28 protein-coding genes are annotated in these 26,177 nt (G+C 70.2%); 12 read left to right on the top strand and 16 right to left on the bottom strand.

Annotation, left to right across the window (positions count from 1 at the left end; genetic code table 11):
* Positions 1-38 precede the first annotated feature (38 nt).
* Positions 39-539: a DUF2917 domain-containing protein gene (locus ACE3T5_RS08160; protein ID WP_374666343.1), complete on the bottom strand. Its 501-nt coding sequence runs from the start codon at positions 537-539 to the stop codon at positions 39-41.
* 160 nt (positions 540-699) lie between these two features.
* Between ACE3T5_RS08160 and ACE3T5_RS08155 the strand changes: the two genes are divergently transcribed.
* Both ACE3T5_RS08155 and ppk2 read left to right on the top strand, forming a co-directional pair.
* Positions 700-1,683: a LysR substrate-binding domain-containing protein gene (locus ACE3T5_RS08155; RefSeq protein ID WP_374666341.1), complete on the top strand. Its 984-nt coding sequence runs from the start codon at positions 700-702 to the stop codon at positions 1,681-1,683.
* 99 nt (positions 1,684-1,782) lie between these two features.
* A complete protein-coding gene (gene ppk2 / locus ACE3T5_RS08150) occupies positions 1,783-3,009 on the top strand; it encodes a polyphosphate kinase 2 (RefSeq protein WP_374666339.1) in 1,227 nt (408 codons plus the stop codon).
* A 9-nt stretch (positions 3,010-3,018) separates the two neighbouring features.
* Here ppk2 and ACE3T5_RS08145 read toward each other — a convergent pair whose 3' ends face one another.
* On the bottom strand, positions 3,019-3,618 hold the full coding sequence (locus ACE3T5_RS08145; protein WP_374666337.1) for a 5-formyltetrahydrofolate cyclo-ligase: 600 nt from the start codon (positions 3,616-3,618) through the stop codon (positions 3,019-3,021).
* A 9-nt stretch (positions 3,619-3,627) separates the two neighbouring features.
* Here ACE3T5_RS08145 and ACE3T5_RS08140 point away from each other — a divergent pair, with 9 nt between their 5' ends.
* From ACE3T5_RS08140 to ACE3T5_RS08120, 5 genes are all read left to right on the top strand, one after another.
* On the top strand, positions 3,628-5,622 hold the full coding sequence (locus tag ACE3T5_RS08140; RefSeq protein WP_374666335.1) for a transglycosylase SLT domain-containing protein: 1,995 nt from the start codon (positions 3,628-3,630) through the stop codon (positions 5,620-5,622).
* A gap of 264 nt (positions 5,623-5,886) precedes the next feature.
* Positions 5,887-6,924 (top strand): VWA domain-containing protein, encoded by a 1,038-nt coding sequence (locus tag ACE3T5_RS08135; protein ID WP_374666333.1) that lies wholly within the window; start codon positions 5,887-5,889, stop codon positions 6,922-6,924.
* 88 nt (positions 6,925-7,012) lie between these two features.
* Positions 7,013-7,714, top strand: coding sequence for a glutathione S-transferase family protein (locus tag ACE3T5_RS08130; RefSeq protein WP_374666331.1), 702 nt, complete (start codon positions 7,013-7,015; stop codon positions 7,712-7,714).
* A 56-nt stretch (positions 7,715-7,770) separates the two neighbouring features.
* Positions 7,771-8,643, top strand: a complete 873-nt coding sequence (gene dapA, locus ACE3T5_RS08125; RefSeq protein WP_374666329.1) for a 4-hydroxy-tetrahydrodipicolinate synthase — start codon at positions 7,771-7,773, stop codon at positions 8,641-8,643.
* A gap of 19 nt (positions 8,644-8,662) precedes the next feature.
* Complete coding sequence (locus ACE3T5_RS08120) at positions 8,663-9,928, top strand: multifunctional CCA addition/repair protein (protein WP_374666327.1); 1,266 nt, start codon at positions 8,663-8,665, stop codon at positions 9,926-9,928.
* On the opposite strand, the gene ACE3T5_RS08115 is transcribed toward ACE3T5_RS08120, so the two are convergent.
* Genes ACE3T5_RS08115 through ACE3T5_RS08105 form a run of 3 tightly spaced genes read right to left on the bottom strand, consistent with a single transcriptional unit; the run spans position 9,901 to position 12,164 of the window.
* Entirely contained in the window at positions 9,901-10,824 is a 924-nt protein-coding gene (locus ACE3T5_RS08115; RefSeq protein WP_374666391.1) for an ROK family protein, read from the bottom strand. The two genes, ACE3T5_RS08120 and ACE3T5_RS08115, sit on opposite strands and share 28 nt — an antisense overlap.
* A gap of 13 nt (positions 10,825-10,837) precedes the next feature.
* Positions 10,838-11,032 carry a DUF2905 domain-containing protein gene (locus ACE3T5_RS08110; RefSeq protein WP_374666325.1) on the bottom strand — a complete coding sequence of 65 codons (195 nt, stop codon included), beginning with the start codon at positions 11,030-11,032 and terminating at the stop codon, positions 10,838-10,840.
* Positions 11,033-11,039: 7 nt separating this feature from the next.
* A complete protein-coding gene (locus tag ACE3T5_RS08105) occupies positions 11,040-12,164 on the bottom strand; it encodes a class I SAM-dependent methyltransferase (protein ID WP_374666323.1) in 1,125 nt (374 codons plus the stop codon).
* 19 nt (positions 12,165-12,183) lie between these two features.
* Between ACE3T5_RS08105 and ACE3T5_RS08100 the strand changes: the two genes are divergently transcribed.
* Together ACE3T5_RS08100 and ACE3T5_RS08095 are read left to right on the top strand one after the other, a co-directional pair.
* Entirely contained in the window at positions 12,184-12,948 is a 765-nt protein-coding gene (locus ACE3T5_RS08100; protein ID WP_374666321.1) for an SDR family oxidoreductase, read from the top strand.
* Between the two features lie 7 nt (positions 12,949-12,955).
* On the top strand, positions 12,956-13,324 hold the full coding sequence (locus tag ACE3T5_RS08095) for a dihydroneopterin aldolase (RefSeq protein ID WP_374666319.1): 369 nt from the start codon (positions 12,956-12,958) through the stop codon (positions 13,322-13,324).
* 6 nt (positions 13,325-13,330) lie between these two features.
* On the opposite strand, the gene ACE3T5_RS08090 is transcribed toward ACE3T5_RS08095, so the two are convergent.
* From ACE3T5_RS08090 to ACE3T5_RS08065, 6 genes are all read right to left on the bottom strand, one after another.
* Positions 13,331-14,341 (bottom strand): transketolase family protein, encoded by a 1,011-nt coding sequence (locus ACE3T5_RS08090; protein WP_374666317.1) that lies wholly within the window; start codon positions 14,339-14,341, stop codon positions 13,331-13,333.
* Entirely contained in the window at positions 14,338-15,195 is an 858-nt protein-coding gene (locus tag ACE3T5_RS08085) for a transketolase (protein WP_374666315.1), read from the bottom strand. Before ACE3T5_RS08085 ends, ACE3T5_RS08090 begins: the two co-directional genes overlap by 4 nt.
* A gap of 37 nt (positions 15,196-15,232) precedes the next feature.
* Positions 15,233-16,492 carry a TRAP transporter large permease gene (locus ACE3T5_RS08080; RefSeq protein ID WP_374666313.1) on the bottom strand — a complete coding sequence of 420 codons (1,260 nt, stop codon included), beginning with the start codon at positions 16,490-16,492 and terminating at the stop codon, positions 15,233-15,235.
* Between the two features lie 24 nt (positions 16,493-16,516).
* Positions 16,517-17,038: a TRAP transporter small permease gene (locus tag ACE3T5_RS08075; protein ID WP_374666311.1), complete on the bottom strand. Its 522-nt coding sequence runs from the start codon at positions 17,036-17,038 to the stop codon at positions 16,517-16,519.
* A gap of 63 nt (positions 17,039-17,101) precedes the next feature.
* Positions 17,102-18,091 (bottom strand): TRAP transporter substrate-binding protein, encoded by a 990-nt coding sequence (locus ACE3T5_RS08070; protein ID WP_374666309.1) that lies wholly within the window; start codon positions 18,089-18,091, stop codon positions 17,102-17,104.
* Positions 18,092-18,135: 44 nt separating this feature from the next.
* Complete coding sequence (locus tag ACE3T5_RS08065; RefSeq protein ID WP_374666307.1) at positions 18,136-18,885, bottom strand: SDR family NAD(P)-dependent oxidoreductase; 750 nt, start codon at positions 18,883-18,885, stop codon at positions 18,136-18,138.
* 179 nt (positions 18,886-19,064) lie between these two features.
* On the opposite strand from ACE3T5_RS08065, the gene ACE3T5_RS08060 reads away from it, so the two are divergent.
* Positions 19,065-19,949: a LysR substrate-binding domain-containing protein gene (locus ACE3T5_RS08060; protein ID WP_374666305.1), complete on the top strand. Its 885-nt coding sequence runs from the start codon at positions 19,065-19,067 to the stop codon at positions 19,947-19,949.
* 15 nt (positions 19,950-19,964) lie between these two features.
* Here the strand turns inward: ACE3T5_RS08060 and ACE3T5_RS08055 are convergent, their stop codons facing one another.
* Complete coding sequence (locus ACE3T5_RS08055; RefSeq protein WP_374666303.1) at positions 19,965-20,435, bottom strand: Crp/Fnr family transcriptional regulator; 471 nt, start codon at positions 20,433-20,435, stop codon at positions 19,965-19,967.
* A gap of 192 nt (positions 20,436-20,627) precedes the next feature.
* On the opposite strand from ACE3T5_RS08055, the gene ACE3T5_RS08050 reads away from it, so the two are divergent.
* Positions 20,628-21,212 carry a FecR domain-containing protein gene (locus tag ACE3T5_RS08050; protein ID WP_374666301.1) on the top strand — a complete coding sequence of 195 codons (585 nt, stop codon included), beginning with the start codon at positions 20,628-20,630 and terminating at the stop codon, positions 21,210-21,212.
* The gene (locus ACE3T5_RS08045) at positions 21,209-21,919 is read left to right on the top strand and encodes an OmpA family protein (protein ID WP_374666299.1); all 711 of its coding nucleotides are present in this window, start codon (positions 21,209-21,211) and stop codon (positions 21,917-21,919) included. Before ACE3T5_RS08050 ends, ACE3T5_RS08045 begins: the two co-directional genes overlap by 4 nt.
* 70 nt (positions 21,920-21,989) lie before the next feature.
* Here ACE3T5_RS08045 and ACE3T5_RS08040 read toward each other — a convergent pair whose 3' ends face one another.
* The 4 genes from ACE3T5_RS08040 to ACE3T5_RS08025 form a co-directional block, all read right to left on the bottom strand.
* Positions 21,990-22,448: an SMI1/KNR4 family protein gene (locus ACE3T5_RS08040; protein ID WP_374666297.1), complete on the bottom strand. Its 459-nt coding sequence runs from the start codon at positions 22,446-22,448 to the stop codon at positions 21,990-21,992.
* Positions 22,445-23,485: an RHS repeat-associated core domain-containing protein gene (locus tag ACE3T5_RS08035; protein WP_374666295.1), complete on the bottom strand. Its 1,041-nt coding sequence runs from the start codon at positions 23,483-23,485 to the stop codon at positions 22,445-22,447. The genes ACE3T5_RS08040 and ACE3T5_RS08035 overlap by 4 nt, the downstream gene beginning before the upstream one ends.
* Before the next feature lie 190 nt (positions 23,486-23,675).
* Entirely contained in the window at positions 23,676-24,005 is a 330-nt protein-coding gene (locus ACE3T5_RS08030; RefSeq protein WP_374666293.1) for a hypothetical protein, read from the bottom strand.
* Positions 24,006-24,069: 64 nt separating this feature from the next.
* Positions 24,070-26,177, bottom strand: a 2,108-nt coding sequence (locus tag ACE3T5_RS08025; protein ID WP_374666291.1) for a CHASE2 domain-containing protein, incomplete at its 5' end; no start/stop codon positions are given.

The following is a 26,177-nucleotide window of genomic DNA, read 5'->3' as shown; positions in this document are numbered from 1 at the left end:
CGATGCGCCGCATGGACGCGGCGGCGGCGCCGCCCGGCTCAACCCGTCGCGCCCTCGGCGCAGCACGCGGCAGGCGCCGCGGGGCGCGGCGTCACCAGGTGCCAGGCCAGCACGGCGACACCGGCCACCAGCTGGCCGCCGGCCCGCAGGCCCAGCGCCGCCGCGCGACGCAGGTCGGCCAGCGGCTGGCGCACGCGCTGCAGATCGCCCTGCGCCACGGTGACCGCCTGCGCGGACCGCGCGGGCACCGTCACCGGGTCCCAGCTGAAGTACGCCGCATGGTCGCCATGCCAGGGCTCGATCACCACGCGCTGGCCGGGGCGCACCCACATCGAGCGGCCCACCTCCAGCACGTGGTCGCCACTGTCCCAGGGGGTGCGGCCATGCGGACCATCGACCGTGGCCCAGACGCGGCCATGCGCGATGCGCAGGATGCCCGGCGTGGTCGGCTGCAGCGAGATGGCGCGGCCGCGCGCGAGCTTCCACGTGCCGGGCAGGGCCGTGGCGGGGGTGGCTTGAAGCGAATGGGCAGCGGTCATGGCAACTCTCCTGTGGCGGCCGGCGAATCACGCCAGCCATGGCATTTCGGCATTGAATGATCGGCGCGCGGCGCTTGGCAGTCCAATGAAATCCCGCTAGTCTTTTGATTCGAAACCCGCATCAATCGCGGCATCGCTCCTGACGCCCTCCGACACCGCCATGCAGCACTCGCAGACCCACTTGCGCACGCGCCCGATCTCGGCAGGTCACCTGCGCGCCTTCGAAGCCGTGGCCCGGCACCTGAACTTCCGCGCCGCCGCCGAGGAGATGGCCCTCACCCAGTCGGCGGTGAGCCGGCAGATCCAGTCGCTGGAAGAGGAGGTGGGCGTCTCGCTGTTCCTGCGCCACACGCGCGCGGTGGAACTCACCAGCGCCGGCGCGCTGCTGCTGGCGGCCGTGCAGCAGGCCCTGCCGCGCATCGACAACGCGGTGCGTCAGATCCGCCAGAGCGCCGGCCGCAAGGGCGTGGCGCTCACCACCTTCGCCTCGTTCGCCTCGATGTGGCTGATCCCGCGGCTGGAGCAGTTCCAGCGCGACAACCCCGACATCGACATCCGCATCGACGCCACCGACAACACGCTGGACCTCGACATCTCCGATGTCGACCTGGCGCTGCGCTACGGCCCCACGGCCAGCATGCCGGCCAAGGCGGTGCGCCTGTTCGGCGAGCAGCTCACGCCGGTGGTGAGCCCGTGGCTGCTGAAGAGCGGCCCCGCGCTGCGCAAGCCGGCGGACCTGGCGCAGTTCACCCTGATCGAGGCCGGCGACGCCCATGCCACGCACCTGGAGTGGCTGACCTGGCGGCGCTGGTTCGACGAACACGGCCAGGCCAAGCTGCAGCCCAAGCGCTGGCTGTACTTCAACTACGCCTACCAGATGGTGCAGGCCGCGCTCACCGGCCAGGGCGTGGTGCTGGCCCGCCTGCCGCTGGTGGCGGAGGCGCTGGCCAACGGCGACCTGATCGAGCCGCTGCCCAAGCTGCGCATGGATTCGCCCATGGCCTACTGGCTGCTGGTGGGCCCGCGCAGCGCGCAGCGGCCGGAGATCCAGGCCTTCTGCCAGTGGCTCATGGCGCAGAGCCGCATCACCCGCCAGACCATCGGCGAGGTGCCCGATCCGGACACGGTGGACCACATCGACTGATGCCGGGCCGGCGCCGGTTGACGCGCATCAACATGGCGGGCGCCCTGTGTCGCCAGACTGTTGTCACGAGACTGACACACATTCTGGAGGCCCACCCGCATGAACCCACTGGCCCGTGAAGCCCGCGCGCGGCGCGACACCGAGCAAGCGCCCCCCGCGCCGGCACCCGCCACGGCACCCGCCGCCCGCAAGCCGGCGGCGCGCAAGCGGGCGTCCCGCGCGCCGGCGAGCGATCGCGTGATGCGCGCCGCCAAGGGCGACGTGACGCCGGGCAAGGCCCAGGCCGCCATCGAGCGCTTCGTGGCCGACAACGCCATCAGCCAGGCCCGCACCGAGCTGATCGGCGCCGCCCTGCAGGTGGTCGGCACCACGGACACCGGTGTGGCCGAGCGTGCCGCCGCCTTGCGCAACCTGCTGGAAGGCGCCTCCGCCGATGACCGGGCCGCCCTGGTGCAGGCCCTGCGCGCCGGCGGCACCCCTGCACCTGCCGACAAGCCCGACCCCGACGAGCAGCTCGCCCCCGGCTGGCGGCAGGGCGGCTATCCCTATCTGAACCTGCTGCGCCGCTCCACCTACGAACGCGAGAAGTTCCGCCTGCAGGTGGAGCTGCTGAAGCTGCAGGCCTGGGTGAAGGAGACAGGCCAGCGCGTGGTCATCCTCTTCGAGGGCCGCGACGCCGCCGGCAAGGGCGGCACCATCAAGCGCTTCATGGAGCACCTCAACCCGCGCGGTGCGCGCGTGGTGGCGCTGGAGAAACCCACCGACGTGGAGCGCGGCCAGTGGTACTTCCAGCGCTACGTGCAGCACCTGCCCACGAACGGCGAGATCGTGCTGTTCGACCGCTCCTGGTACAACCGCGCCGGCGTGGAGCGCGTCATGGGCTTCTGCTCGGAAGAGGAATACCAGGAGTTCATGCGCCAGGCGCCGGAGTTCGAGCGCCACCTCGTGCGCAGCGGCGTGCACCTGATCAAGTTCTGGTTCAGCGTCAGCCGCAAGGAGCAGCAGCGCCGCTTCAAGGAGCGCGGCGTGCACCCGCTCAAGCAGTGGAAGCTGAGCCCGATCGACATGGCCTCGCTGGACAAGTGGGACGACTACACCCGCGCCAAGGAGGCCATGTTCTTCGAGACCGACACCGCCGACTCGCCGTGGACGGTGATCAAGAGCGACTGCAAGAAGCGCGCGCGGCTGAACGCCATGCGCTACGTGCTGCACAAGCTGCCCTACCGCAACAAGGACGCTGGCCAGATCGGCCAGCTCGACCCGCTGATCGTGGGCCGCGCCAACGTGGTCTACGAGCGCGGGGAGAACCCGGCGGCGCTGATCTGAGCCCCCCGCTCAATCCTCGTCCAGCGACACCGGCCACACCACGCCCAGCTCATTGAGCAGGGCATCCAGCTGCACGTCATGCGGCTCGGGCTCCAGGCCGGGCAGCAGGCCGTTGGCGAAACCCAGGCCCACGGTGTAGGGCTTGGGCCGCAGGGCGGCGAGCGTGCGGTCATAGAAGCCGCCGCCATAACCCAGCCGGTAGCCCCCCGGCGTATAGCCCACGCAGGGCACGAACAGCAGCGTGGGCACGATGATCTCGGTGTCCTTGGGCTTGGGGATGCCGTAGGCGTCTTCCTCCATCGGGCAGCCGGGGAACCAGGCATGGAAGGTCAGGGTGCCGTGCAGCTTGTCCACCACCGGCAGGCCGATGCGGCGCATCTGCGGCGAATCGAGCAGTTCGCCGTCTTCCTTCCAGCGGTGCAGGGCCGGCAGGGGATCGAACTCGCCCTTGATCGGCCAGTAGGCGCCGATCACCGTGTCGGGCCGTCCCACCAGCCAGATGCGCATGACCTGCTGCAAGAGATCGGACCGGTGTAGTCGATCCGCCATGTTCAGGCGTTGTTCGATCAGGCGCTTGCGCAAGGCGCGTTTCTCTTCCGTCCTGTCCATAATTCCCCGATGACCGTTTCGAGAACCATTCTGGCATCCTTCGCGCTGCTGCTGGCCACGGCAGCGTTCGCCCAGCCGAAGGACGACGTGCTGCTGGAGATGCGCGACGCCTTCCGGCAGGGCAACAAGGCGCGCCTCGCCCAGCTGCTGCCGGCCGCCCGCGGCCATGCGCTGGAGCCCTGGGCCGCCTACTGGGAGCTGCGGGCCCGGCTGGACACGGCCACCCCGGCCGAAGTGCAGGACTTCTTCAACCGCTACGCCGGCACCTACCAGGAGGACCGCCTGCGCAACGACTGGCTGCAGCTGCTGGGCCAGCGGCGCGACTGGACGACCTTCGCCCAGGAGCACCCGCGCTACCGCATGAACGACGACCGCGAGGTGCGCTGCTATGCCCTGTTGGTGCAGTACCTGCGCGAGGGCCCGCAGTCGCCGCCGACCCTGGCCGAGGAGGTGCGCAAGCTCTGGCTGTCGCTGCGCGAGGCGGAAGACGGCTGCACCCACGCAGCCAGCCGCGTGATCGGCGACCGCCACTTCCCCCATCGCCTGACGGTGGGCGACGCGTGGCGCAAGGCGCGCCAGGCGATGGAGGCGAACCGTCCGCGCGCGGCCGCCGGTGCCCTGGAGATCATCAACCCCGACGCCCTGCCCCTGCTGGCGGAGGTGAACGCCAACCCCTCGAAGTTCCTCGCCGCCAAGGGCCTGGCCGGCTCGCGCCTGCGCCGCGAGATGGTGGGCCTGGCCCTGATCAAGCTCGCCACCTCCGACCCCGAGGCGGCGGCCAGCCAGCTGGAACATCGCTGGGGCGGCCAGCTCGGCCCGGAGGAACGCGACTGGGTGTGGGGCGTGATCGGCAAGCAGGCGGCGTTGCGCCTGCAGCCGGAGGCCGCCGGCTACTTCGCCCGGGTCGGCCGCGACAGCCACCTGAGCGACGACCTGCTGGCCTGGAAGGTGCGCGCCGCCCTGCGCGGCGGCCGCACGCCCGGCTGGCAGGCGATCCTGGAGGCGGTGAACGCCATGAGCGAGGAAGGCCGGCAGGATCCGGCCTGGGTCTACTGGAAGGCGCGCGCCCTGCTCGCCACGCCGGCGGCCGAGAGCCAGAAGGCCGAGGCGCAGCGCCTGCTGCAATCCATCGCCTCGCCACGCGGCTTCTACGAGCAGCTCGCGCTGGAGGAGCTGGGCCAGAAGGTGACCGTGCCGCCCCGCCCGGCGCCGCTGACCGAGGCCGAGAAGGAGGCCGCGCGGCTCAACCCCGGCCTGAACCGCGCCATCTACGCCATCCTCATCGGCCTGCGGCCGGATGGCGTGCGCGAGTGGAACTACACCACCAACCTGCACCGCCCCGGTGGCATGGGCGACCGCGAGCTGCTGGCCGCCGCACAGTTCGCCTGCGATCGCGAGGTGTGGGACCGCTGCATCAACACCAGTGACCGCACCCGCGGCGAGTTCGACGCCGAGCAGCGCTTTCCCACGCCCTTCCGCGATGCCGTGGTGCGCCGCGCACGCGAGATCGGGCTGGACCCGGCCTATGTCTACGGCCTGATCCGGCAGGAGAGCCGCTTCATCATGGATGCACGGTCGCACGTGGGTGCCTCGGGCCTCATGCAGGTGATGCCGGCCACCGCACGCTGGACAGCCAAGCGCATCGGGCTGAACGGCTTCACCATCGACCAGCTCAACGACCGTGACACCAACATTGCCATCGGCACCGGGTACCTGAAGCTGGTGCTGGACGACTTCACCGGCTCCATGCCGCTGGCCGCCGCCGCCTACAACGCCGGGCCGGGACGGCCCCGCAACTGGCGCAACGGCCCGCCGATGGAAGCCGCCGCGTGGGCGGAGACCATCCCCTTCAACGAGACGCGAGACTACGTGAAGAAGGTGCTGGCCAACACCACCGTCTATGCCGCCATGCTCACCGGCCAGCCGCAGTCGCTGAAGGCCCGCCTGGGCACCGTGGGCCCGCGCGACACCGCCGCGCCCGAGCCGAACCGCGACATCCCCTGAACGTTCGTCGCCCCCGCGCAGGCGGGGGCCCAGGGGGGCTTCGGCTCGCAACGATCTCCTGGATTCCCGCCTGCGCGGGAATGACGGGGCTTCCGTCGCCTCCGCGGGAGTGACGGGGGCGACGCAAGTAACCCGCCGGAACTGCGGGCTGAACGCGCGGTCGGTTGTCAAGGCTGCTCAACCGGGGCACGATGTTCCAGCGCGTCAGGGTCGCCCGGCCCGGCGCACCAGCGGCCCGCCGGGCCGCATCCGGGGGCTTGCCTGATGTTCTTCCTGTGGCCGCACTACCTCTGGCTGCTGCCGCTGGCGGCACTGCTGCCGGTGGTCTATGTCTGGCTGCTGCGGCGGCGCCGGCCGGCGGTGCGCTTCAGCAGCCTGGGCGTGGTGCGCGCGGCCGCCCAGGGCCGCGCCTGGCGGCGGCATGTGCCGCCGGCGCTGCTGCTGCTGGCCCTGCTGGTCGGCCTGCTGGCCGCAGCCCGGCCGGTGGCCCGCGTATCGCTGCCGTGGGCGCGGACCACCGTCATCCTGGCCATGGACATCTCGCTCAGCATGCGCGTGAGCGACGTCAAGCCCACGCGCCTAGTCGCCGCCCAGGACGCGGCCAAGCTGTTCCTGAAGGACCTGCCGCGCCACATCGAGGTGGGCCTCGTCACCTTCGCCGGCAGCACCCAGGTGGCGCAGCGCGCCACGCGCGAGCGGGAGCCGCTGGTGGCCGCCATCGACGGCTTCCAGATGCAGCGCGGCACCGCCGTGGGCAACGCCATCGTCATGAGCCTGGCCGAGTTGTTCCCCGACCACGGCATCGACGTGGGCGACATGACCTTCGGCAACGCCCGCAAGCAGGGCCGCAGCCTCGACGACAAGGTGAAGCCGCCGCCCAAGCAGATCACGCCGGTGGCGCCGGGCTCGCACCCGTCTGCAGCGATCATCCTGCTCACCGACGGCCGGCGCACCACCGGCGTGGACACGCTGGAGGCGGCCAAGATGGCGGCCGACCGCGGCGTGAAGATCTATGTCATCGGCCTGGGCACGGTGGACGGCTATGCCTCCGGCATGGACGGCCTGGCCTACTACCTGCAGCTCGACGAGCCGACGCTGCGCGAGGTGGCGCGCATGACCGGCGGCGAGTATCACCACGCCGCCACCGCCGAAGCGCTGCGCGGGGTGTACCAGGGGCTGGGCTCCAGCATGCAGGTGGTCACGCGCGAGACGGAGGTGGCGCCCCTGCTGGCGCTGGTCGCCGCGCTGCTGATGGCGGCCGCCGGCACCCTCTCGGTGCTGTGGTTCCGCCGGATCGACTGATCGCGCCACATCAATCGACCGGCTTTTTTGCATCAATGCGATGCGCGGCCGGCCCTAGGATCGCGGCCATCGACAGCAAGGAACCGCGATGATCACCCTCTACATCGGCAACAAGAACTACTCGTCCTGGTCCATGCGCCCCTGGGTGCTGATGAAGCAGGCGGGCATCCCCTTCACCGAGCGGCTGCTGCGCTTCGACGCCTTCAGCGCCGACTCGCAGTTCAAGCAGGATGTGCTGAAGGTCAACCCCGCCGGCCGCGTGCCGGTGCTGGTGGATGACGGCTTCGCGGTGTGGGACACGCTGGCCATCGCCGAGTACCTGGCCGAGCGCTTTCCGGAGCACGCCCTGTGGCCGCGTGATGCCCAGGCCCGCGCGCGGGCCCGCAGCGTGTGCGCCGAGATGCACGCCGGCTTCTCCGCGCTGCGCAGCCACTGCCCGATGAACATCGAGGCCTCGCTGCCGCACATCGGTGCGCTGGTCTGGCGGGACCAGCCGGGCGTGCGCGCCGAAGTGCAGCGGCTGGTGGGCATGTGGTCGGAGCTGCTGGAGCAGCACCAGGGCGAGGCCGGCCCGGGCGGGCCGCTGCTGTTCGGCCGCTTCAGCATAGCGGACGCGTACTTCGCGCCGGTGTGCTTCCGCCTCAAGAACTACGGCCTGCCCGTGCCGGGGCACATCACCGACTACATCCGCCGCGTGTGCGCGCTGCCCGGCGTGCAGGCCTGGGTGGCCGACGCGCTGGCCGAGAAAGACTTCCTGGATTTCGAGGAGCCTTACCGGACCACGCGGTGAGCGCCCGCGCCGACACTCCGCGCGGCCTGCGCCCGCCGCGCCATTGGGGCCGCGTGATGAGCGCGATGGTGACGCCGTTCGACGCCGCCGGCCGCCTCGATCTGGACGCCGCGCGGCGGCTCGCGCGCTGGCTCACCGCCGAGGGCGGCAACGACGGCCTGGTGGTCGCTGGCACGACCGGCGAGGCCTCATCGCTCACCGATGACGAGTGGCGCGACCTGGTGCGCGCGGTGAGCGAGGCGGTGACCGTCCCCGTGCTCGCGGGCACCGGCAGCCCCGGCACGGCACAGACGGTGGCCCTGACACGCGAGGCGGCTGGCCTGGGCGCTGCCGGCGTGCTGGTGGTGTCGCCCGCCTACGTGCGGCCGCCACAGGCCGGCATCGAGGCGCACTACCGCGCGGTGGCCGAGGCGACATCGCTGCCGGTGATGATCTACGACGTGCCGCTGCGCACCGGGCGGCGCATCGATGCCGGCGTTCTGCTGCGGCTGCTGCGCGAGGTGCCGAACGTGGTCGCCTTCAAGGACGCCACCGGCGACGTGGCCGGCGCCGCGGCGCTGCTGGCCGAGGCCGGGGACGCCGTGGACCTGTATGCCGGCGACGACGCGCTCGCCCTGCCACTGCTCGCCATCGGCGCCGTGGGTCTGGTGGGCACCACCACGCACTGGACGGGCCCGTGGTTCCAGCAGCTGGCCGCCGCGCTCGACGCGGGCGATCTGCCGCAGGCCCGCCGCCTGCACGCCCGGCTGCAGCCCTCGTTCGCCTACGTCAACAGCGACACGAGCGTGTTCGCGATGTCGGTGAAGGCGATGCTCGCGGCCATCGGGCTGCCCGTGGGCACGTGCCGGCTGCCCTATCCGCCCGCGCCCGCCAGCGTGAGCGTGCAGGCAGGCGAGGTGTGGGCCGGCCTGCGACAGGCCAGCGGATGACCCACGTACACTGCCGCCCATGCAAACCTACATGGTCGGTGGCGCGGTGCGGGATGCCCTGCTGGGCCTGCCCGTGCGCGACCGCGACTGGGTGGTCGTGGGGGCCACGCCAGCCCGCATGATCGCGGCCGGATTCCTGCCGGTGGGCCGCGACTTCCCCGTCTTCCTGCATCCGAAGACGCGCGAGGAATACGCGCTGGCGCGCACCGAGCGCAAGTCCGGCCGTGGCTACCACGGCTTCCAGTTCCACACCGCGCCGGACGTGACGCTGCAGGAGGATCTGGCCCGGCGCGACCTCACCATCAACGCCATCGCGCAGGATGACGAGGGCCGCCTCATCGACCCCTACGGCGGCCAGGCGGACCTGCAGGCGCGCCGGCTGCGCCACGTGACCGAGGCCTTCCGCGAGGACCCGGTGCGCATCCTGCGGGTGGCGCGCTTCGCGGCGCGCTTCAGCGAGTTCACGCTCGCGCCCGAGACGCTGGCGCTGATGCAGGCCATGGTGCAGGACGGTGAGGTGGATGCGCTGGTGCCGGAGCGCGTGTGGCAGGAACTCGCGCGCGGGCTGATGGAGCCCACCCCTTCACGCATGTTCGAGCTGCTGCGCCAGTGCGGCGCGCTCGCGCGGCTGCTGCCGGAGGTGAACCGCCTGTGGGGCGTGCCGCAGCGCGCGGAGTACCACCCCGAGGTGGATACGGGCGTTCACCTGATGATGGTGCTGGACATGAGCGCACGCCTCGAAGCGCCGCTGGAAGTGCGCTTCGCCTGCCTCACGCACGACCTGGGCAAGGGCACCACGCCGGCGGACGTGCTGCCGCGCCACATCGGCCACGAGGAGCGCAGCGCCCGCCTGCTGCAGGGCGTGTGCGACCGCCTGCGTGTACCCACCGACTGCCGCGAGCTGGCCGACGTGGTGGCGCGCGAGCACGGCAACATCCACCGCAGCGAGACGCTGGCGCCTGCCGCCGTGGTGCGCCTGCTGGAGCGCTGCGATGCCTTGCGCAAACCGCAGCGCTTCGCGCAGGCGCTGCAGGCCTGCGAGTGCGATGCGCGCGGCCGCCTCGGCTTCCAGGAGCAGCCCTATCCCCAACGCGATCGGCTGCTGCAGGCGCTGCAGGCCGCGCGCGCGGTGGCCACGGCCACCATCGCGCAGGCGGCGCAGGCCCGCGGCCTCACCGGCCCGGAGGTGGGCCGGCAGATCCACCATGCGCGCGTGCGGGCCGTGGCCGAGGCGCTGCAGGACGCCCCGGCTGCCACTCAATCCAGCAACGCCAGCGCCGCGTAGTCGCCGACCCGATCCCCCAGGCCCGCCGGCACCAGCGAGAAGCCTTCGGTCAGCGCCGGCAGATGCCCCGTGATCTGCGCGGCCAGGCGCGGCAGCAGCAGCGACTGGTGGCGCTGGAAGACGCTGCCACCCAGGCTGATGCGCTGCAGATCCAGGGTGACCACCAGGTTGTAGAGGGCGCGGCCGAGCACGCGGCACAGGTCGTCCACCTGCGCCAGGGCCTGCGCGTCCCCCGCTTCAGCCTGACCCAGCAGCACGGCCGCCGCTTGCCCGAAGCGACGGGCGATGGCATTGCCGGCCACCAGCCCCTCCACGTCGCCCACGTTGCCGCAGCCGCACAGGCCCTGCGCGTGGTCGCTCACGAACATGTGACCGCCGTGGCCGGCATTGCCGTTCTTGCCGTGCAGCACATGGCCATCCACGCACACGCCCATGCCGATGCCGGTACTCCACGTGACGTACGCGCAGTGGTCCAGCCCCTGCAGGGCGCCCCAGCGCCGCTCGGCCTGCAGGGCCGCGATGCAGTCATTGGCGATGCGCACGGTCTGGAATCGCTGGCGCAGCGGCCCTTCGAGCGGGGCCGAGCACCAGTCGTTGGGCAGGCCGCGCGCGGGGCCGGCCAGGCCGCCGCACACGTTGGGCGCGGCCAGCTCCAGGCCTTCGCTCCCGCGCACGAACGGTCCGCAGGACGAGACACCCGCCACGCGCACCTGCGTCGCGTCGATGCCCTGTTCGGCACAGGCTTCGTCCACCATGCGGATCACCTGCCCGGCCAGCGCGTCGGGCGCGCCTTCGATGACCGTCGGCTCCACGCGGCGGCCGACCAGCGGCTCACCCGCCTGCGGTGACAGACTCACCGCCACCTTGGTGCCACCGATGTCCACGCAGGCGCGCATCGCCATGCCCTCCTCAGAGCAGCCGCGAGAGACCCGCCGCCACCATGCTGAGCAGGATGGTGGTGGTGAACGGAATGAACCACTCGCGGCCGAACAGCTTGAATCGGAAGTCACCCGGCAGGCGCCCGAAGCCCAGCTTCTGCAGCAGCGGCGTGAACCAGCTGATGAGGATCAGCGCGAGCAGGATGACGAGGAACCAGCGGATCATGCCCACCTCACAACGTGTGCGTGCGGTCGCCCGCGCGGAAGCCTGGCGCGTCCCAGAAGGGGCCCTTGTGCAGGGCGAGCACCTTGAACAGCTCGCCCATCTCATGCTCGTTCACCAGGCGCAGCGCGGCGGTGCGAGCCGGGAGGTCCGCCGCGGCCATGCGCTCGGCGATGCCGGTGTTCAACAGGAAGCGCGCCTGCGAGGTGTAGCCCAGCACCGCCAGCCCCGCCTCCTGCGCGGCGACGGCGATGCCGGTGAAATCGACGTGCGCCGTGATGTCCTTCTGGCCGGGCAGGGCCAGCGGGTCCGTGTCGGCCTGGTGGGCGTGATGGCACATCAGCGTACCCATGTGGCGCTGCGGGTGGTAGTACTCTGCCTCCGGAAACCCGTAGTCCAGGAAGAAGGCGGCGCCCTGCGTGAGGCGGTCGCCCAGGGTGCGGATGAAGGCCTGCGCCTGCGGATGGATCTCCGTCAGGTAGTCATGGTCGCCGGGCACCTCCACCGGCGGGCGCAGGTCCGTGGGACGGTCCGACCAGTGCAAGGCACCGTCTGCATCCAGTGTCACGCCGCGCTCATGCCAGATGCCGCCCAGTCGTGCGAGCAGCTTCACCGGCATCGCGTCCAGCACCTCGTTGCCCACCACCACGCCGGCCAGCGCATCCGGCAGCGCATCGACCCAGCGCACGCGGTCGCCCCAGGCGGCCAGCCGCTCCTGCTGGCGCGCACGCAGGCTCGCGGACAGCTCGACGATGGTGTAGCGCGTGACCGTGTCGCCCAGCGCGCCAAGCAGCTGCGCCGCCAGCGCGCCGGAGCCGGCGCCGAACTCCCACATCTCCGTGGTGCCGGTGGCCCGCAGCGCGTCTACCACCGAAACGGCGAGCGTCGCGCCGAAGAGCGGGCTCATCTCGGGCGCGGTGACGAAGTCGCTGCCGGATTGCGGCAGGGCGCCGAACTTGCGTGAGGCGTTGGCGTAGTAGCCCAGCCCCGGCGCGTACAGCACCGTCGCCATGTAACGGTCAAACGGCAGCCAGCTGCCGGCGCGCGCGATCTCCAGCGCCAGCAGGCGCCGCAGCGCGGGCTGCGTACCCGCGCTTACACTGGGCACGCCCTGAACGGATCCGGCTTTCTTCATCACGCGCTGATTGTCCCCCATGCCTTCCCCTTCCCCGGTTCGCACCGTGCTCGTGACCGGCGCCGCCCGCCGGCTGGGCCGCGCCATCGCGCTCGATCTGGCAGCGGCCGGCTGGCAGGTGGCCGTGCATTACCGCGGATCGGCCGACGAGGCGGCGGCCACGGTGGCCGAGTGCGCCGCCCACGCAGCGGCGCACGGCTTCCAGGCGGATCTGGCGGATGAAGCCCAGGTGCGTGCGCTGCTGCCGCGCGTGGTGGCGCACTTCGGACGCGTGGATGCCGTGGTCAACAATGCCTCGCTGTTCGAGCACGACACGGCGGCGACCCTGACCCACGACTCGCTGTGGCGCCATCTCGCGGCCAACACCGCCGCACCGGTGCTGCTGGCCCAGGCGCTGCACGAGCACGTGACGGCACGCGACGGCGAGGGCGCCGTGGTCAACCTGCTCGATCAGAAGCTCTGGAACCAGAACCCGGACTTCATGAGCTACACGCTCTCGAAGGCCGCACTGGAGGCCGCCACCACGATGCTGGCCCTGGGCCTGGCGCCCCGGCTGCGGGTGGTGGGCGTGGCGCCGGGCCTCACGCTCACCAGCCACATGCTCTCGCAGGAGAAGTTCGAGGCGCTGCATCGCCTGTCGCCGCTGGGCCGATCCTCCACGCCGGGCGACGTGACGGCCACCGTGCGCTTCGCGCTGGAGAACGCCTCCATCACCGGCACCACGCTGCTGGTGGACGGCGGCCAGCACCTGCAGAAGTTCGACCGCGATTTCTCCCTGATGTGACGACACCATGAGCAAGGCCGGCACCCAGATCCTCACCTTGGAAGGCCTGCGCTTCGACGCCAACCTGGGCATCCTGGAGCACGAGAAGCAGGCGCCGCAGCCGATCCGCGTGGACGCGGAACTGAACCTGGGCACCCAGCCGCTGCTGCCGCACGACGACGACATCACCCACGTGCTGGACTACCGCAAGGTGCGCCGCATCATCATCGACGAGTGCACCGCCGAGCACGTGAACCTGCTGGAGTCGCTGATCGGCAAGCTGGCGCACCGCCTGATGCAGCTGCCCGGCGTGCTGGGCGTGCGGGTGCGGATCGCCAAGCTGGAGATCTTCGACGACTGCGAGGTGGCGATCCGGGTGGAGACGGGGCAGTGGTAGCGCGACTCAGCCCAGCCACTGGCGCACTCGCACCCCCAGCGCCTCGCGGCTGATGCCGTAGCGGTCGTGCAGCGTGGGCAGCGCGCCCGCATCCAGGAAGGCATCGGGCAGGCCTGCGAGGTGAAAGCCCGCCGGCTGCACACCGTGTCGCAGCAGCGCGCTGGCCACCGCCTCCCCCAGGCCCCCCACCACCGAGTGGTTCTCGGCCACCACCACCATGCGGTGCTTGTAGCGCACGGCTTCCACGATGGCCGCCTCATCCAGCGGCTTGATCGTGGGGCAGTGCAGCACGGCCACGCCAATGCGGTCCTTCGCGAGGTCGGCCGCCACCTCCAGCGCGCGCATCGTGAGCAGGCCGCTGGAAATGACCAGCACCTCGTTGCCCTCGCGCAGCATCTTGGCCTTGCCCAGCTCGAAGCGGTAGCCCTCGATCTCGTCCAGCACCAGCGGCACGTTGCCGCGCAGCAGGCGCATGTACACCGGGCCCTGGTGGGCCGCGATTTGCGGCACGGCCTGCTCGATGTCCAGCGCATCGCAGGGGTCGACGACGGTCAGGCCGGGCACCGCGCGCATCATGGCCAGGTCTTCCGTGGCCTGGTGGCTGGGGCCGTAGCCCGTGGTCAGGCCGGGCAGCGCGCAACAGATCTTCACGTTCAGCTTCTCTTCCGCGATCACCTGGTGAATGAAGTCATAGGCGCGGCGCGTGCCGAACACCGCATAGGTGGTCGCGAATGGCACCAGCCCCTCCTTGGCCAGGCCGCCGGCCGTGGCCATGAGCAACTGCTCGGCCATGCCCATCTGGAAGAACCGCTCCGGATACGCCTGGGCAAAGAGATGCAGATCGGTGTACTTGGCGAGGTCCGCCGTCAGGCCCACCACCTCGGGGCGGTTTGCCGCGTACTCCACCAGCGCCTTGCCGAAGGGCGCGGCCTTCACCCGCTGCCCTTCGGAAGCGATGGAGGCGATCATCGCCGAGGTGGTGAGGCGGGGCTTCTTGTCTGCGACGGCCGTGTTCATGCGGGGGCTCCTTCGGTGGGACGGTTCTGGTCCAGGATGGCGAGGGCCTGCTGCCACTCGGGCGGATCGACGCGGATGAAGTGGTTCTTCTCGCGCTGCTCCAGGAAGGGCACGCCCTTGCCCATGAGCGTGTCGAAGAGGATGACGCGCGGCTTCGCATCCGCCAGCGTGCGCGCCGCATCGAACGCGGCCCGCACCGCCGGCAGGTCATTGCCGTCCACGCGCTGCACGTGCCAGCCGAAGGCCGCCCACTTGTCGGCCAGGGGCTCGAAGCCCAGCACCTTGCTGGAGGGGCCATCAGCCTGCTGGTTGTTCACGTCCACCAGGCAGATCAGGTTGTCCAGGCGATGGTGCGCCGCGCCCATGGCGGCCTCCCAGGTGGCCCCCTCGTCGAGCTCGCCGTCGGACATGGAGTTGTAGATGAAGGCCGGGTTCTTCTTCTGCTTCAGGCCCAGCGCCATGCCCACGGCAATGGCCAGGCCCTGGCCCAGCGAGCCGCCGGAGATCTCCATGCCCGGGGTGTAGGTGGCCATGCCCGACATGGGCAGACGGCTGTCGTCGCTGCCGTAGGTCTCCAGCTCGCTCTCGGGGATCACGCCGGCCTCGATCAGCGCGGCGTAGTGCGCGATGGCGTAGTGGCCGTGCGAGAGCAGGAAGCGGTCACGGCCCTCCCACTCGGGCTCGGCGGGGCGCAGCTGCAGCGCGTGGCGATAGGCCACGGCCAGCACGTCGGCCCAGCCGAGCGCCTGGCCGATGTAGCCCTGGCCCTGCACTTCGCCCATGCGGAGGGCGAAGCGGCGGATGCGCCAGGCGGCCGAGGCGAGCGCCGCGGGCGTCGCGGGGGAATGGTTCATGGAAGCGGACTCCTTGGAAGATGAGAGGTGACCAGGCTCAACGCAGGATGCTGGCCGGCACATAGGACACGAGGAAGAGCACGGCGAAGGCCACCAGGTAGAACGGCCCGAGCTCGCGCACGGTCTCGCCCACCTTCACCTTGGCCAGGGCACTGGTGATTAACAGCGTCGTGCCCACCGGTGGGGTGTAGAGGCCGATGGCCAGGTTGACGACCATCATGATTCCGAGCTGCGTCATGTCCATGCCGATGGACTGGGCCAGTGGCACGAACACCGGCGTCAGCAGCAGCACGGCCGCCGGCAGGTCGATGAACATGCCCAGGAACAGCATCAGCAGGTTCATCAGCAGGATCACCAGCCACGGCGAGTGCACGTTGGCCTGCACCCAGGCCGCGATGCCCTGCGGCATCTGGTCGAAGGTCAGCAGCCAGCCGATGGCCGCGGACGGCATGATCACCAGCAGCACCACGCCCGTGGCCAGGCCGGCATGCACCACGGCGTCATGCAGGCGGCGCCAGCCCAGGTCGCGGTAGATCACCGCCGAGACGACGCCAGCGTACAGCGTCGACAGCACGGCCACCTCGGTCGGCGTGGCGATGCCGAAGCGCAGGAAGATGATGATCAGCACCGGCAGCAGCACCGCCGGGGAGGCATAGGCCAGGTGCCGCAGGAACGCCGCGCGGTCGAAAGGCGAGGTGTCGCGCGGGAAGTTGCGGCGCCGGCCGACCCACCAGCAGGCCGACATGAAGCCGCCGCACATCAGCAGCCCCGGCAGCACGCCGGCCACGAACAGCGACGCGATGGACGCGTTGGAGCTCAGCGCGAACAGGATCATCGGGATGGATGGCGGAATCAGGATGTCGATCGTGGCGGCCGAAGCCAGCGTGGCCGCCGAGAACGCCGCCGGATAGCCCAGGCGCTGGTGCCAGGGGATGAGCAGGGAGCCGATGGCCGACGCGTCGGCCACAGCCGAACCTGACACGCCGCCGAACAGCGTGGACGACAGCACGCCCACCTGGGCCGGGCCGCCATGGAAGCGGCCGATCAGCGCCGACAGCACGCCCACCAGCGCCACGCCCAGCCGGCCGCCCATCATGAGGGTGCCGGTGAGCATGAAGAACGGGATCGCGATCAGCGGGAAGCTCTGCACCTGCGCCACCATCTGCTGCACCAGCAGATCCAGCGGCACCTTGTCGGAGTAGGCGGCCGCGCTCAGCGCCGCCACCAGCAGGGCGTGGGCGATGGGCATGGCCACGACGGCCGCACCCAGGAAGACGATGAGAATCAGCGCGCTCATGGCGGTTCCTTGTGATGGGGCGGGCTACCAGTGCGCCACCGGCACTTCGTCGGTCGCGGGCGCCGCTGGCGGCGCGCTCCACGTGCGCCAGGCCGACTGCAGGGCCAGCAGGGCCAGCACGCCCATGCCGACCATCACGCAGACATAGGTGACGGACCCGGGCAGTTGGAGGATGGGCGACTTCTCGTCGTGCACCACCTCCAGCATGCGGAAGGTGGCCACCGCCAGCGTGGCGTACATCCCGGCCACCACCAGCCAGCTGGCCGTGCCGGTGATTCGCCGCACCTGCGGCGGCGCCGCATCCATCAGGAACGTGGTGGCGATGTGCGCCCCCTGCAGCGAAGCCAGCACCACACCCGCCATGACCAGCCACGGGAACAGCAGCTCCGGGACCTCATTGGCCCATTGCAGACTGGAGCCCGTGGCATAGCGCAGCACGGTGTTGGCCACCAGGATCACGAAGATCACGGCGGTCGACAGCCACAGCACCACGCTGCAGCCGGCCGCCACCCCGCGCTCGACGGCGCTCGACGGTGCATGCGACATGAAGACTCTCCGGGTCGGGATGAAACGGCGGGGCCAGAGGCGGCCCCGCGTGGCCGGCAGGGCTTACTTGCCGCGCGTGGCGGCGATGACCTTCTTCAGGTACGGGCCGATCGGGCTGGCGAGCCACTTGTCGTCCACGTCCGCGGTGGCCTTCTCGAAGGCGGCGCGGTCCGGCGTGGTGACCTGCACGCCCTTTGCCTTGAGGTCGGCCAGCAGCTTGTCGTCCGCCTCCTGCGACAGGCGGCGCTGCAGGGCCGTCGCCTCGGCCGCGGCTTCCTGCACCGCCTTGCGGTCGGCCTCGGACAGCTTGTCCCAGGTGCGCTTGCTCATGAGCAGCGGCGTCATCTGGAACTGGTGGCTGGTGAGCGCCAGATGCTTCTGCACCTCGTAGAGCTTGCTGGCGTGGATGTTGACCAGCGGGTTCTCCTGGCCGTCGACCACGCCCTGCTGCAGCGCCACGTACAGCTCGGCGAACTTGATCTGCTGCGACTCCGCGCCCAGGGACTTCATGATGTCGACCAGCGTGGCATCGGGCGGCACGCGCATCTTCAGGCCCTTCATGTCCTCGACCTTGGTGATGGGCCGCTTGCTGTTGGTCATGTGGCGGATGCCGTTGTCCCACGTGCCCAGCAGCACCATGCCCTTGTCGGCGGAGCGATCTGCCAGCTCCTTGCCCAGCGGGCCGTCCAGCACCTTGAACGCGGCGGCCGGCGAAGCGAACATGAAAGGCATGCCATAGGCCGCGTACTCCGGCACGGCGTTGGCCACCGCACCCTGCGAGTTGGCGGACATGTCCAGCGCGCCGGTGCGCAGCGCGGTCACCATCGCAGCGTCGTCGCCGAGCTGGGCTGACGGGGCCACTTGCACCTCGATGCGGCCGGCGGTCTTGGCCTTCAGCACCTCGGCGAACTTCACCGAGGCCTCATGGCGCGGATTGCCGGGTGCGGCGCCGTGACCGAGCGTGAGCTTGACCGTCTGGGCCTGGGCAGCGAGGGGCAGCACGGTGGCCGCGGCGAGGGCCAGCAGGGTGCGGGTGAACGTGTGGCGTTGCATGGTCTTGTCTCCTTGTGATGGGTGAGGAACGTGGGAACAGGGGCTCAATGGATCAGCATGCCGCCGTTCACATCCAGCGTGACGCCGGTGCAGTAGGCGGACAGGTCGCTGCCGAGGAACACGCAGGCGCCCGCCACGTCGTCGGCGCGGCCCAGGCGGTTGAGCGGAATGGTGTCGGCGATTTCCTTCTTCTTCTCGGGGCTCAGCTTGCCCTGCGTGATGTCGGTCTCGATGAGGCCCGGGGTGATGCAGTTGACCCGGATGCCGTCGATGCCGAACTCGCGGGCCATGGCGCGCGCCAGGCCCAGCACGCCGGCCTTGGCCGCCGAGTAGTGCGGGCCGCCGAAGATGCCGCCGCCGCGCTGCGCGGACACGGAGGAGATGCAGACGATGGAGCCGCCCTGCTGCTGCTTCATGGCGGGCAGCACGGCTTGCGACATGTACAGCGTGCCGCGCAGGCTGACGTCGAGAATGCGGTCGTAGTCGGCGCCGGTGATCTCGAGCGTCTTCACCGGCTGCGTGATGCCGGCGTTGTTGACCAGGATGTCGATGCGGCCGAAGGCCTGCAGCACCTTCTGCGCGGCCGCCTCGCAAGACGCCTTGTCGGTCACGTCGCCGACCAGGCCCAGGTGGCCGGCACCCAGGCGGTCCGCGGCGGCGGCGGGCTCGGCGCGCGCCAGGTCGATGATCACCACGCGGGCGCCTTGCGCGGCCATCTGGCGCGCAGTGGCGTAGCCCAGGCCGTTGATGCCGGCGCCGCCGGTGATCACGGCGACCTTGTCCTTGAGCAACATGACTTGTCTCCTGTCTGTGAGGTTGCGATGGGTGGGGTGCCTTCTGGCACCGCATCCGGCGGGACCCAGAGGCCTGGCTGGATGCACGGGGCGGATGATCCGGGCCGCTCAGGTTTAAAACAAGCGAAGTGTTTTCACCCTAAGATGACGATCTGTCATCTGACGTCCGGGTTGACCCCATGCCCACGATCCCCGCCTCCCCCAACCTGCTGGCCTTCGAGGCCGTGGCCCGGCGCCGCAGCTTTGCCTTGGCCGCCGCCGAGCTGCACCTCACCGCCTCGGCGATCAGCCACCAGATCGCCCGGCTGGAGGCCGAACTGGGTGTGCGCCTCTTCGAGCGCAGCGCACATGGCGTGCGCCTGAGCACTGCGGGTGAGCAGTACCTGGGCCGCGTGTCGGGCGCCCTGTCGGCCATTGCGATGGCGACCGAAGACCTGCGCAAGGGCGTGGCCAACAGCCTCTACGTGCACTCGGCGCCCAGCATCGCCAGCCTGTGGCTGATGCCGCGCCTGCGCCGCTTCAAGCTGGCCTACCCCGACATCGCGCTGAACCTCTCGGCCGCGCACACGCACAGCGACTTCGCGCTCGGCCAGGCCGACATCGACATCCGCTACGGCGTGCCGCAGTGGGGCGATCTGGTGGTGGAGCCGCTGTTCAACGAATCGATCGTGCCGCTCGCCAGCCCCGCCTTCATCCGGGAGCACCGGCTGCGCCGCATCGAGCAGCTGCTGGAGGTGCCGCTGATCCAGAGCAACGTGAGCGTGGTGCAGTGGTCCGACTGGTTCGGCGCGTTCTCCAGCCTGCGGGCGCCAGAGCGGTTCACGGTGCGGTTCGACCGCGCGCAGATGTCACTGGACGCAGCGACGCAGGGCCTGGGCGTGGCGCTGGAGAGCGCCACCAATGCGGCCGGTCATCTGGCAGATGGCAAGCTGCGTGCGGTGTTCGGCCTGGACAAGGCCATCCGCGTCAAGGCGCACTTCGCGGTGTACCCGCAGCGGCATGCCAAGCGGCCCGCGGTGGAGGCCTTCCTGGGCTGGCTGCACAAGGAGGCAGCCCAGGGGTGAGGGCGGCGGCCCCGCTTATTCGCCCACGATATGGTGGCGCGACATCACGTCCTGCATCGTGATGTTGGCCATCATCAGGCGCTCGGCCAGGATGCGGCTGAGGTTGTGCATCACGTAGTAGCCGATGCGCGGCACTTCCTTCATGAGCTGGCGGAAGGGCTCGATCTGCACCTCCAGCAGGCGCACATCACTCTGGGCGCGCACGCGCGCCGTGCGCTTGTGGCCGAACAGGGCGAGCTCGCCGAAGACGTCGCCCTGCGTCACCTCATAGGCGCGCTGGCGGTAGATGCCGTCGCCCACGCGCACGTCGATGCTGACCAGGCCCTCGGGGATGACGTAGAGGCACAGGCCCTCGCTGCCCTCTTCCATGATCACGTCGCCCTTGTTGAAGCTGACTTCCTTGCACAGCTCGGCCACCTTGGCCAGCTCTTCGTCTGGCACGTTGCGGAACATGTCGGTGGCTTTGAGGGTCTGCAGGGCGTCCATGGTCGTCTCTTTCCTGTGAGGGGGATGGGGCCGCGCGAAGGCGCTGACCCGGCATTTCGTCGGGATGATAAGGCCGTGCCGGCAACGGGCCGCCTGCCAATGACCCGCCGCCCGGCGTGGCGCCCCCGTGCGTGTGAAATTTCTGACGCCCAGGCCTGCGCGCCGCGTCAGCCATGGCACCATGCCCGGATGATGGATCCAGTCACCCCCGCGGTGCCGCGTGCGCTGCCCCCGCCAGCCTGGCTGACGGCCTTGATCACTTGCGCAACCCTCGCCGGCGTCTCGGCCCAGGCGCAGACGGCCCCTGTGCCCGCCACCGCGGCTTCGGCCGTGAGCGCGCCCGCTGGCGCTGCTTCGGCACCCGTGGCCGCCACGCCTGCGCCCGCCCTCGCCGCACAACCGGTTGGCTACGTGAAGACGGTGACCGGGGAAGTGTTCATCACCACCGGCGGCCAGCGGGTGGCGGCCCGCCCCGGCACGCCCGTGCTGGCGGGCAGCACCGTGCGCACCCAGCCGGGCGCGTCGGTCGGCATCACCTGCATCGACAACACCCTGCTGGCCCTGGGCCCGGACACCACGTTCACCCTGGACGAATACGCCTACGCCCCCGCGCAGGGCAAGCTGGGCCTGCTGGCCACGCTCACCCGCGGCACCCTCAACTACGTGTCGGGCGTGATCGCCCGCCTGCAGCCCGAAGCGGTCAAGGTCAAGACGCCCAGCGGCATCATCGGCGTGCGCGGCACCGAGTTCGCGGCCAAGGTGGAGGTGGAGAAGTGAGCCATCGCGATTCGACCGCTGACGCCGTCATCTCCGACTCCGTCATCCCCAACCACGTCATCCCCGCGCAGGCGGGGATCCAGGGCCTTGCAAACAGCACCCCATCGCCCGCGAAGCCGCGCTCACCCGCCTGGTGGCTGCTGGCCACTGCGCTGCTGGCCGGCTGCGCCGCCAAGCAGCCCCCGTCCTACGTCGTCCTGCTGCCCGACGCGCAAGGCAAGGTCGGCCAGGTCACGGTAGAGGGCCAGAAAGGCCGCCAGACGCTGACGCAGCCCCTGCAGGGCAGCGACCTCGACGGCGGCCGGCCGCCCTACCCCGTGCCGCGCGAGCAGGTGCAGCGCGACTTCGGCGCCGCGCTGGCCGCCAAGCCCCAGCCGCCTGAGCAGTTCCTGCTGTACTTCGAGCCCGGCGGCGCCGAGCTCACCGCCGAATCCAAGGCCCTGCTGCCGCGCATCGTGGAGCGTGCCCGTGCCCGCGCGGCGGCCGACCTCTCGGTCATCGGCCACACGGATACGCAAGGCCGCCCGGAAGCCAACGAGGCCCTGGGCCTGCAGCGCGCCAATGCGGTGACGCAACTCCTGCGCGGCCAGGGCCTCTCTGAAGCCGTGATCTCGGTGGAGTCGCACGGCGCCCGCAACCTGCTGGTGCCCACGCCGGAGAACACGGCGGAGCCGAGGAACCGGCGGGTGGAGATCACGGTGAGGTAGTTGACTACGGCCGATTTGCCGTCGACAGGCGCCTCGGACACGAAATTTCAGACAAGCCCAGGTTCTCTCCTTACCACTCATATTTCTGAGTTTCTAAGGCACTAACCCAATCCACAAGCTTGTAGTCACGACGAGCCAGCTCGTCAACAAACTCCAAGAAATCCTTCGAGATCTCCGCAAAGACAGGCTCGGATCGGCAAAGGTAGAAGATGCGCCCGCCAGAGTCGAAGGCGTAGAAGTTGCCCAGAATATCCTCCGCGAATCGAGCACTCCCCTTCAGCTGGCCACTCTCGATACGTGCGAACCAGTCTCTTCGGAAGCTCAACTGTTCATCGATGTCGCCGTAGCCAACCACGAGGAGCCACGTGCGAAGATGACTGGGTATCGGAGTTCCAATTTCTTCCTCGAGTTTGCTCAATTCATCGGGGGAAGTCGTGGCGTAAAGCTCGAAGATCGGCTTCCTTCGAAGCAGCCCCTTCCTACTGGCCGAGAGCACGGCCTTAGCGAGCATGTCAATGTCTAGATTCATCTTCCGCACTCACAACTTTGCATGGCTGCAGACGCCGCTCCGTACATGGCAGCCCCAGGCGTGTATGGCACACGGTTCGGCGCTCTTCGCCACGCGGGCCACGTCGGGTATTTCCCGCCAACACCCGCAGCAGTTGCGTCCATGAAGTCGTGGAGATCTGGCCGCTTGCCAGTCGTGGGGATGTAGTCGCCGTTTGCTCGATTGCCCGTCCTGCTCCATCGGCTACCGCGATTCCAACTCGCAGGCGTCCCCGAATGCGAGAAGTTAGCCCAATTGTTCGGGCTCGACGCCTTCGCAACCGCCTTGGTCCCTCCAACGAAGCCAGTCGCGATACTCGCAACAACGCCTGCTACTTCACCTGCCGTGTACGCGTTGGAACACCTATCCACGCTTCCAATGTCAAACTGATCTCGCATGGCACCAGTAATCCCGAAGGTCAATACATCACCGAGCCCCCCGCCGAAGTCTTCCGCCCACCGCGGCGCCAACGGCATATCCGCCATGCCGAACAGGCCGTACGGATCCACATAGCTCAGGGGATTCTTGTGGGCGTAGATGTAGCCATTCGCCCCATCATGCAACCCAATCGGATCGCTCTGCGTATACCTCCCCACCCTCGGGTCATAGTTGCGGAAGTAGTTGTACACCACCCCGCCCGCATCCTCGGCATACTGCCCCGGGAATCGCAGGTTCAGCTCGGTCGCCGCTGTGGCCTTCAGCAGCACCGGCTGATTCGTGATCGCTGCATTCGGATTCGGCGTGGCCTTCAATACTCCCGTGGGCTTGTTGTGGCCGAACCCGCTGTAGGGCCACTGCCACACCACCTCGTTCTGCTCGTTCTTCATCACCCGCGGCGTGCCCAGGTGGTCCGGGTGGATGCTGAAGAGCTTGCCGTTGCGCAGGATCCCCACCGGGATGGCCTGGCCGTCTTCGGTGGGCAGCCAGATGTATTCGGTTCTGCCCTTGCCCGCGGCGCTGCCGTTGTCGTATTCGCCCAGGAGGGCCCAGCTGGGGATGACCCCTGCATCCGAGTACACGTAGGCCGTGCCGATGCTGGTGTTGGCCGCCGCCTGGGTGAACAGCCAGCCGAACTGCTTTTCAGCCAGGTGATGAAGTCCGTGCCCAGGGTGTCCTGGTTCGGCAGGGTCTGCTCCGCGGTCGGCTCGCTTCGGAAGACGCGCTGGCCCAGGCCGTTGGTGAGGTAGCTGACGACGGCCGATTCACCGTCTAAAGGCCAAGGCGCGCCGCGATGTCCTGGTGATGACGCACCTCCCAGTGTGGCTCGACGCAATCGCTCCGGATGACGATGCCGCTTGAGTTGGGGATGACGCCCGAGATCGGAAACTCGAACTGAATCAGAACGCGCCAGCCAGAGTGCTCGGCCAGCAGCGCCTGGATCGCTGGTATCAGCGCGGGAGTGAGGAAGTCTCTGTGGTGGACGCAGATCTTTTGTGTGGTCCCGCCGTAGTCATCATCCACCAGCCAGAAGTCACCCTGACCGTAGGGGTCCTCGGTGCCGAATTCGGAGAGGCAGGCTCGAAGGGCGCCATAGACCACTGGCCACGGAGACGCACTTCTGTTCAGGCGATCGCTCCGCCAGCGCTGTCGTATCGCCACGCCGTCACTTCCCCGCCATCACCACCAGATCCCCCGCCCCACCCGCGCGCAGGCGGGCCAGGTGCAGCGCCACCAGCGGATCCGCCGGATACCGCGCCGCCAGGGCCTCGAAGCGCGCCAGGGCCACGGGGTGGGCCGATGGCGCATCGGCCGCGTCCTGCGCCTGCAGAAGCGCGAACGCCTGGCCGTATTCATCGGCCGGCGCGCAGGCCGCCACGTCCAGCGCGGCCTCCGGCGTGGCCACGGCCACGGCCTGCTGCTTGCCCTGCAGCAGCACGCGGCCGATGGGGCGGGTGGCTACGCCGCTGCAACCCGCCAGCACGTCGGCCGAGACACACACCCGCGTGCCCAGTTGCTTGTTCGCCGTTTCCAGCCGCGCGGTGGTGTTCACCGGGTCGCCCAGCGCGCGGTAGTCGAACAGGCGGGAGCCGCCGAAGTTGCCCACGATCACGGTCCCCGTGTGCACGCCGATGCGCGTGTCGCCCCAGGCGATGCCCTGCGCGCGCAGGCGCTTCGCATGGCTCTGCGCGAAGGCGTCGAGGGCCAGCGCGCAGTCGAGCGCGCGCTGGCGATGGTCCGCCTGCGGCACCGGGGCGGAGAACAGCACCGCGATGGCATCGCCCACGATGCGGTCCAGCGTGCCCTCATGCCGGAACACGATGTCCAGCATGCCGTCCAGGTACTCGTTCAGCAGCGCCACGGCGCGGGCCGGGTCGCCCGTCTCCATCATGCGGGTGAAGCCGGCCAGATCGGTGAAGACGAAGCTGCAGGCCTGCCGCTGGCCGCCCAGGTGCAGCCGCTCGGGGTGCGCCACCAGGTCCGCCACGCGATTGGGCGACACGTAGCGCGCGAATGCCTCGCGCAGGAAGCGCTGGCGCCGCTCGGTCAGCCAGTGGTGGGTGCCGCTGGCGGCGATGAAGGCGACGACGATGGCCAGCGCGGGCTGCACGGCGTCGATCAGCACGCCGGCGCGGGTGAAGGCCAGCCATGCACCCGCGCCCGCAGCGGCCACGCCCGCAAGCGCGGCCAGCGCCGCCCAGCGCACGGAGAACGACAAGGCCACCGCGCCGACCGCGATGCACCCTGCCATCAGCAGCAGCGCCTCCAGCGCCGTGGCCCAGGGCGGGCGGCGAAGGTAGTGGCCCGTCAGCGCCTGCTCCAGCGCCGTGGCATGCGCCAGCACGCCCGGCATCAGGTCCCCGCGCGGGCTGGCCCGCAGGTCCATCAGGCCGGCGGCGGAGGACCCCACCAGCACCACCCGGCCGGCCAGGGCCCGGGGCGGCAGCTGCCCGGCCAGCACCTGCGCGGCGGAGATGAATCGCCGAGGATCGTCTTCGCCGTAGTGCAGCCAGAACTCGCCGCGCGCATTGGCCGGCAAGGTGAGGCGGCCGATGCGCACCGCATCCAGGCCGCCGGGCGCGACCACGGCCACCAGGTTGCTTTCACCGGCCGCCACGCGCAGCGTCTCCACGGCCAGCCCGGGCTGCACCTGCCCGCCCAGGCGCAGCAGCAGCGGCACACGCCGCACCACGCCGTCGTCATCCGCCGCGAGGTTGAGCGCGCCGATGCCGGCGGCCGCTTGCGAGAACGGGCGCAAGGGCCAGGTGGCGCTGTCGAAGCCGGGCAGCCAGGCCAGCGGGTCGCCGCCCTGCCCCACCACGCGGTGCGCCACCGCAGGCGCACTGGCCGCCGCGGCGGGGGCCGATGCCGAAGACAGGCTCGCGCCCAGCACCACGGGCCGGCCAGCGATGGCTGCTGCGAGCGCCGCGTCGTGATCCGGCAGGCGGGCCAGCGCCGCCTGCACCTCGGGCACCGCCCACAGCCGGGCCATCGCCGCGGGCGAGGTGCGGTCCGGCTCGGCCAGCAGCACATCGAAGGCGATCACGCGCGCGCCCGCCTCGTGCAGGCGCGCCAGCAGCTCGGCCACCCGAGGGCGCGGCCAGGGCCACTGGCCATGCGCGGCCAGCGCGGCTTCGTCGATGTCGATCACGGGCACCGGCTCGGCCGGCGCGGGGCGCGGGTGCCAGCGCTGGAACTGGTCGAACTGGGCCAGGCGCAGCTTGCGCAGCGGCAGCGGGTCGGCCAGCCACACCGCCAGCAGCGCGGCGGCCA

It is taken from the genome of Ramlibacter sp. (assembly GCF_041916345.1).
Lineage (GTDB): Bacteria > Pseudomonadota > Gammaproteobacteria > Burkholderiales > Burkholderiaceae_C > Ramlibacter.
Note: the sequence above shows the minus strand (reverse complement) of the source record. Positions and strands in the feature narration are given on the sequence as shown.